This window comes from Marinobacter sp. (assembly GCF_014859525.1).
GTDB lineage: Bacteria > Pseudomonadota > Gammaproteobacteria > Pseudomonadales > Oleiphilaceae > Marinobacter.
This window is the reverse complement of record NZ_JACUUB010000106.1, coordinates 1-6588: the sequence shown is the minus strand read 5'-3', so window position 1 is coordinate 6588 and position 6588 is coordinate 1. Positions and strand designations below refer to the sequence as shown.

At 56.9% G+C, this 6588-nt stretch carries 7 protein-coding genes; 1 reads left to right on the top strand and 6 read right to left on the bottom strand.

What is annotated here, in order from left to right; all coding sequences use genetic code 11:
- Positions 1-243: 243 nt before the first annotated feature.
- A complete protein-coding gene (nrtS, locus tag IBX51_RS13850) occupies positions 244-555 on the bottom strand; it encodes a nitrate/nitrite transporter NrtS (protein WP_291831882.1) in 312 nt (103 codons plus the stop codon).
- A 20-nt stretch (positions 556-575) separates the two neighbouring features.
- A complete protein-coding gene (locus IBX51_RS13845) occupies positions 576-971 on the bottom strand; it encodes a hypothetical protein (RefSeq protein ID WP_291831881.1) in 396 nt (131 codons plus the stop codon).
- 320 nt (positions 972-1291) lie between these two features.
- Between IBX51_RS13845 and IBX51_RS13840 the strand changes: the two genes are divergently transcribed.
- The gene (locus IBX51_RS13840) at positions 1292-2044 is read left to right on the top strand and encodes a YiiX/YebB-like N1pC/P60 family cysteine hydrolase (RefSeq protein WP_291831880.1); all 753 of its coding nucleotides are present in this window, start codon (positions 1292-1294) and stop codon (positions 2042-2044) included.
- A 10-nt stretch (positions 2045-2054) separates the two neighbouring features.
- Here IBX51_RS13840 and IBX51_RS13835 read toward each other — a convergent pair whose 3' ends face one another.
- The 4 genes from IBX51_RS13835 to IBX51_RS13825 form a co-directional block, all read right to left on the bottom strand.
- Complete coding sequence (locus IBX51_RS13835; protein WP_291831879.1) at positions 2055-4208, bottom strand: bifunctional diguanylate cyclase/phosphodiesterase; 2154 nt, start codon at positions 4206-4208, stop codon at positions 2055-2057.
- Positions 4209-4332: 124 nt separating this feature from the next.
- Positions 4333-5034 carry a cytochrome c peroxidase gene (locus tag IBX51_RS13830; protein ID WP_291831878.1) on the bottom strand — a complete coding sequence of 234 codons (702 nt, stop codon included), beginning with the start codon at positions 5032-5034 and terminating at the stop codon, positions 4333-4335.
- Between the two features lie 30 nt (positions 5035-5064).
- Entirely contained in the window at positions 5065-5901 is an 837-nt protein-coding gene (locus IBX51_RS15070) for an NRDE family protein (protein WP_367166355.1), read from the bottom strand.
- A gap of 9 nt (positions 5902-5910) precedes the next feature.
- Complete coding sequence (locus IBX51_RS13825) at positions 5911-6474, bottom strand: DinB family protein (protein ID WP_291831877.1); 564 nt, start codon at positions 6472-6474, stop codon at positions 5911-5913.
- Positions 6475-6588 lie beyond the last annotated feature (114 nt).

The window sequence follows — 6588 nt, the reverse complement described above, 5'->3', positions numbered from 1 at the left end:
CCGGTTCGTTGATAGACGGAATACCATCTCTCGGCGGCCCACCGGGCAGAATCTCGCTGGCCGGGACCAATGCGCCACTGAGATCAAAGCCATTCTTGCGCTCGGCCATGGCAGGCTGAGCGACAAGCAACAGGCCCGCCACAAAGGCCAGGGGTTTGATAAGCTGGTTCATGTCTCCTCCGGAGGCTCTCCGATTGATATTGCTTCAGAGACACCGAAACCAGCAGCTTGTTACACGAAGCCTTATACCCGGGAATTGCGAACCTTACCGTAAACCTCCATCTCCGCCGCCATCGCCTGGCGCCGCGAGTGGAGGTCTTTGCTGACGCTGGTATAGGTGGATACCAGGTAGGGCACGCAGTAGGTCAGCACCACTTTCAGCCAATCCATGGTGGCTGTGCCTGCCACGGCTTCCCATTGATTGATCAGCACCAGCAGCGTACCCACCACCGCCGCCAGTTTTGCGGCACGTCGTGGCGTGCCGTGGCTCACGGCGAGCTCACAGGCGTCCTTGCAGCTGCGGATTGGCTTGCTCAACATCCGGGAAAATGTCATCTGAACCTCAACAACGGGTGTTATTTCAGGAAGCCCTGCATGACTCTCTCGGCCAGCGGTGTCTTGAGATCATCAGGTCGGACAATAAGGATATCAACTTTTTGCCCGTCAGATGGAAACCCGATCCGCTTGCCGGGAAAAATCAACTCCAGTTCCTTGCCAAGAGTTTTAATCGCCATCTCCGGCTTCAACAGGGTAGCGACCACCAGAGGGACCCCTGCCCACGTCCGTTTCACCAGTTTGAGAACATCCTCGAAACTACCTGCCTCCGACGTCACGCTGCTGGACACAATCACCCCTGCCGGTTTCGCGGTGCCGCTGTCCGTAACCGGGGTATAACCCAGTTTGGCCAGCAATTCTGTCATGGGCTTGCGGATAAATGGATGGGGACGAGCGAGAACAACTTCTTTCGACATAGCAGACTCCAGACTTGCCGGTTGAATTGAATGACAACCTTAAGACCCCTCGAAAACCCGGTTGTTACAAAATTTTCCGGGAGATCGAGGAACTCTGCTGATCTCAACCGGACCGCGGCGCTAAAGTCTTCCGCGCGTTCTACGGTCTGGAAGGGCTTGGAGAAACCACTTTCTAGGTAATTGGTGCAGCCCAACTCGTTCTGACCCTCTCCCGCCAACCGGCTCCTGTCACAGCGTGAATTAGAACGCCAGTCTGTAACATTTATCCCGGTTGCCTGTCTTTACCTGCAATAACAACCGACAAGTAACCGGGGTAAGCCATGCTACTGAACTGGCTGTCGAGACGGCTCGCCGCCTATCTAACCAAACAGATAAAATGCCACTCCGTTCGCACTTCCACCTGGCAGGCCATACAAAGCGCCATCAAGCCTGGCGACGTGCTGCTGGTGGAGGGCAACACAAGAATCAGCACCGCCATCAAATACCTGACTCAGTCCACCTGGTCCCATGCCGCGCTGTATCTCGGCCCGGAGGCGGGCTTGGGTAGCGCTGAAGACGGCGAAGAAAATGTTCTGGTCGAGGCGGATCTTGAGGAGGGCATTCGTTGTCTGCCGCTGTCTTTTTACCGGAACTTTCACACCCGGATCTGCCGGCCCGTGGGGCTCAATGAACAGGATATCCATAAGCTGATCGACTACTCGAAAAGCCGGCTCGGGCACCAGTACGACCTGAAGAACGTGTGGGATCTGGCGCGTTATCTTTGCCCAACCCCACCGGTACCTACCCGTTATCGTCGTTCCATGCTGGCACTGGGCAGTGGCGACCCCACTCGAGCCATCTGTTCCACATTTATCGCCCAGGGTTTTCAATCGATCCGATATCCGATACTGCCTGAGCGCCTGATCGATTCAGGTGGCAGCGCGGATTCAGAGGCCCAACAACGGGCGTACTTCCGGATTCGTCACCATTCCCTGTTCGCCCCCCGGGATTTCGACGTCTCACCTTACTTTGATGTTATTAAACCAACGCTCAAGCAAGGCTTTGATTACCGGCAGTTTCCCTGGGAAGATTAGGCTTGTCCGCTCAGCTGAGATTTAGAAGACCGCCAACTGTGAAACCTTCCCGGCCCGGCTTGCCTAACAGGAAACCCTGCAACTCGTCACACCCCGCCCGGGCCAACCACGCAGCCTGCGCTTCGGTTTCAACACCCTCGGCAATCACTTCGCAGCCCATGCTGTGAGCCATGTTGATGATGGTCCGGCAAAGCACTTCGTCCTGATCATTCTCCGGCAGACCACTGACAAAACTCCGGTCGATTTTGATACGAGACACCGGCATCACTTTGAAGTACGCCAGCGATGAGTAACCGGTGCCAAAGTCATCCACGGCCAGATCCAGGCCAAGTTCGCGAAAGCGATTCAGCGTCGCCATAGCCCGCTCGACATTCTCCATCAGTGCCGTTTCGGTGATTTCCAGTTCCAGATAGCGAGCCGCTACGCCGTAATGCGCCAGCAGGGCAGCTATTCGATCGGCAAAGGCCTCGTCGTGAAGCTGCATCGCCGACACATTCACCGCCAGTCTTCCCCGGAACCCCTGGGCCACCCAGAGTTTCAGGGTGGCAAGTGCCTGTTCCAGCACCCAGTCTCCGATACTGACGATCAGTCCGGTTTGTTCTGCCAAGGGGATAAATTCGGCGGGAGACACACTGCCCAAGACCGGATGATGCCAGCGGAGAAGCACCTCGTAGCCGGTGCACTCCCTGGCACGATCAAACTGGGGCTGAAAATATAACTCCAGCTGTTGATTGTGGATGGCCAGCTTGAGACCGCTTATCATCTCCTGACGGCGATGAACCTGCTCCCCGAATTCCGAAGTAAAAAACTGTACTCGCTCGCTTGGTGATTTCTTTGCCCGATGCATGGCGATTTCGGCGTGGCTGAGCAGGGTCCGGGCATCCTGGCCGTCCAGTTGGGTAATCGCAACTCCCGCACTGACCTCACACTCGTAGGACTTGCCAGCCACCTGAACCGGCCTTTGACAAGCCTCGACGATGGCGGAAATCCCGGCCTGAAGGTTCTCAAACGGGTGTCTATGGTGCTCACGGACCAGCAAGCCAAAGACATCCCCCCCCAGTCGAGCGACATGACCATGGTCGGCACTGAACCCTCCAATCCTTCGGGCAATTTCCTGTAGCACGCGATCCCCGGTCTCATGTCCGGCCAGGCCGTTAAGGGCCTGAAAATCGTTCAGCCCAAGCACGAGAACGGCCTCTTTTCCGGATTCTCCCGAATTCACCTGATCAAAATGGCGGTCAAGTTGTTCTTCGAACAGACTCCGGTTGGCAAGCCCGGTAAGCTGATCATACAACGTGCGGATCTCAAGTTCCTGCTCAGTCTTGCGGAGGGTTCGGGTACGTTCATCCAGCAGCTGATCCAGCTCCCGATTCAGGAGATGGAGACGCGCAAGATAGGAGGCGTTCTGCTTGAGCATGCCATTGAACGCTCCTTCTACTTCACCAAACTCGTCGCAACGCCCGACCGGCGTGAGGTACCGCAGCGGGTGTTCGTTGTCGCTGCCGGCCCGGGCAATGCGCTCCCGGAGTTTGAGTAGCGGAGACAACATCATTCGGTCAACCACGAACATGGTCACCGCCGTCACAAACACCGCAATCAACAACGACAGGCCGAGGATCCTGAACACAAAGGCGACCAGCTCTGAGGGCACCTCACTCACATCCACCCGGCCCCGAACGTCATAATCAGACAGTGTCGGGTTAGCGCCCCAGACCAGGTTTATTGCGCCGTCAGCGGTTCTCGGCGCTGCACGCAGAATGCCGTCGGCGGGCGTCGGATGTTCAATGGCCTCTCCAGCCTTGTACATGAGGCCATCCCGGCTCAGGGAAACCCCGACCAGCGGGCTGTTGGCGATCAGAGTTTGCAGGTCTTCGGGATCAATCGGGTGGCTTTGAGTATGTTTGAGAAAGGTGATCACCGCCTGACTGGCAACATCGACCCGTTCACTCAGCAGGTTTTCTTCGTAGTTCCGGTAAGAGGGAATCAATATCGCCACTTCGATGGCCAGTATCGCCAGAAAGGCGGCCAGGGTCAGATTACGGCAAAGCCGGCAAGCCGCCAGTTGTTTCACCCAATGCCGTAACGAACGCCTGTTTTTGGGCATATCGGCAGAATTCAGCCCGCTGGAGTTCGCTTCCGCCTCGATCCCGACACCCGGTTTCATAACTGCCTCACCTATCGCCTTATGGTCTTAGAGAGACACCTGAAACGCTGCAACATTACAAAAAAAAGGGTGGGGATCACTCCCCACCCAAGTCCGCCGACACACTCACTGATGCAACTCACCCCTACTTCTTGTTGATAAACTTCTTCTGTTCCAAGCGGGTATATTCGGTCAACGCCGCCAACTCCTTGGAGCCCCATGCCAGAGGATCAGCAGCCATTGGCGCGACCATGCAGATCTGGACCATTTCATCCAGATGCACCATATTCAGTCCGAAGTCGCGCTGACCCATGGCGACCAGATGCGGGTATTCATTCTTGAACGTGGCGTTGTATCCGGCGCCATTGGCATGACAGGTGGCGCAGGAAAGACCGTTGGAAGACAGGCTGTTATCGTTAAACAGCTTTTCACCCAACGCCCGGAGTTCCGCTACATTACCCTGGTAAGGCTGGTAACCTTCAGGCCGGCGAACCGCTTTTTTGAGGGCTGCAGAGACGCCTTCTCCCTCCGCTTCTCCTTCTGCCTCACCCTCGGCCCTTCCTTCGGCTTCACCTTCCCCCTCGGCATAGCCCTCCGCTTCGCCTTCCGCCCGGGCTTCGCCCGCACCTTCAGCTTCACCACGGGCTTCGCCTTCCGCTTCTGCCCGGGCCTCACCTTCTGCTTCACCCTGCGCCGCTTCGGCAGACGGTATCAGCCCGAAGCCGGAACCAACACCGGCGTTAAAGCCTGCACCTGCAAACGCCACGACGGTCATCATGGGAACCGTCACCATTAGATTTCGCGATAACCTGCCTAGCAGGGCCTTGCGTTTGTTTTCTGTGGACATAATCAGTCACCTCCGGTCGTTTTTCGTTATTCAGGGTGCTGGCCTGTTTGTGGCCTTTGAACACGGACACCCCGGCCGCGTATTTGTTACTTTAAGTGTGGTTTTCATCATCCAGGCTTCGGTTGGCCTTCTGTTCAGACCAATCGAAGCCTGGAAAGGATCGTTGCTGTGAGACTCCGAGGGGTGCCCCGGCCAATACCGCATGATCACCCCGCTTTTACCCACACGCAGGTGTGTGAGACTCACGGTTTCCCGGCCCTCCCGCCGCATGGCCACAGCCAGCCTTGGCGGTAGGGAGGGCTCGATATTGCGATGCAGTGACAACAGCTTCGAGAACGCCTGATCCGGCTGACCGTGCCCAAGTGCCCTGCGAATCAAAAGTCGACGTAACCCCGGCACCAGCCTGGGCAACCAGGAAGAGGTGCTGATGCAGGAACCAGCTGTCAACGTCGATTCCCGCAGCGTCTCCCCGTCCCACGCCCAGTGGGTCGGGCTGATTCTTTCAGGCTCAAACGCCAACAAAAGAAAAGGTGGAAAGTATGTGAGCGTCTCCCGAAACAGGCAGTTGCGGACCTGGGCAACGTTGCTCATTTGGCTTAAGCGCCTGACCAGCAACCCACGGCTCTGCGCATCGCCCGGAGGCACTCTGGACGCGTATCGATAGTCGTTAAGAATCATGACAGCCAGACCCCGGTCATTTGCCGCTATCCAGGTACCACCACCGAGGGGATCGATTGGCATGACCGTACTTAGACCCTCATATCGATCCACAACAGGAGGCTCGGCCATCGGCCGTTCGAGGGACTCATCCCGGCTAAAGAGCAGATCCAGCCCATGGGACGAATGGCACCAACTGACCGTACACATGCTGTGACCTCAAGCGCTTCTGGCCAGACCCTCGGCCTGTTTTTCCAGGTAACGCAACGTGGACGGGTGAACACCGAAATCGGAGCTGACCTCCATGCCGGCCTGTTCCGCCAACATGCCAATGATCGCCATGTGGTGAATGGTATGGCTGGCGAGGAATACCAGCTCGCGCTCAACACTGGTGCTGACCACTTGTTGCGCACCGGCGCTGTTGTGCAGCATCGCCAGCTCACCCTCACAACCCTCTCGCCACTGATCCCGCAACTGGTGTGCGATACCAATGAGACGATCGCGACCGGCCCTCCGGTCCGTTTCGAGCACTAACTCGCGGTGTCGGTTCTCGTAGTCCAGCAGTGCGCCCGGGCGTGAAGATGCAGACAACAGAGCGGTGTAATGGTCAATGATGTGCCGGACATGCTTGCCAATTGCCTGCGGCTTTTTGACACCGGAACTCTGTCGATAACATTCCGCTGGGAGTATGTTCAGCAGGTTAACCAGTTGGTCGATCGCAAGGGTGTTTTCCTCAATGAGGCCGCTGATACCCGGATCGTGATCTGAATTTGGCTGTGTCATTCTTGTCATCCATTATTTTCAGGTTTTGGACAGTTCGGGTGAGCATGAGCCGCGCTCCTGCTCACACCGATGACCAGATCAGGCCTCAGCTTTTCCCTCAGCTTCGCCTTCTCC

Coding starts and splice junctions, on each gene's coding strand:
- IBX51_RS13840 (WP_291831880.1), top strand. CDS start 1,292: ATGCTACTGAACTGGCTGTCGAGACGGCTCGCCGCCTATCTAACCAAA.
- IBX51_RS13835 (WP_291831879.1), bottom strand. CDS start 4,208: ATGAAACCGGGTGTCGGGATCGAGGCGGAAGCGAACTCCAGCGGGCTG.
- nrtS (WP_291831882.1), bottom strand. CDS start 555: ATGACATTTTCCCGGATGTTGAGCAAGCCAATCCGCAGCTGCAAGGAC.
- IBX51_RS13830 (WP_291831878.1), bottom strand. CDS start 5,034: ATGTCCACAGAAAACAAACGCAAGGCCCTGCTAGGCAGGTTATCGCGA.
- IBX51_RS13825 (WP_291831877.1), bottom strand. CDS start 6,474: ATGACACAGCCAAATTCAGATCACGATCCGGGTATCAGCGGCCTCATT.
- IBX51_RS13845 (WP_291831881.1), bottom strand. CDS start 971: ATGTCGAAAGAAGTTGTTCTCGCTCGTCCCCATCCATTTATCCGCAAG.
- IBX51_RS15070 (WP_367166355.1), bottom strand. CDS start 5,901: ATGTGTACGGTCAGTTGGTGCCATTCGTCCCATGGGCTGGATCTGCTC.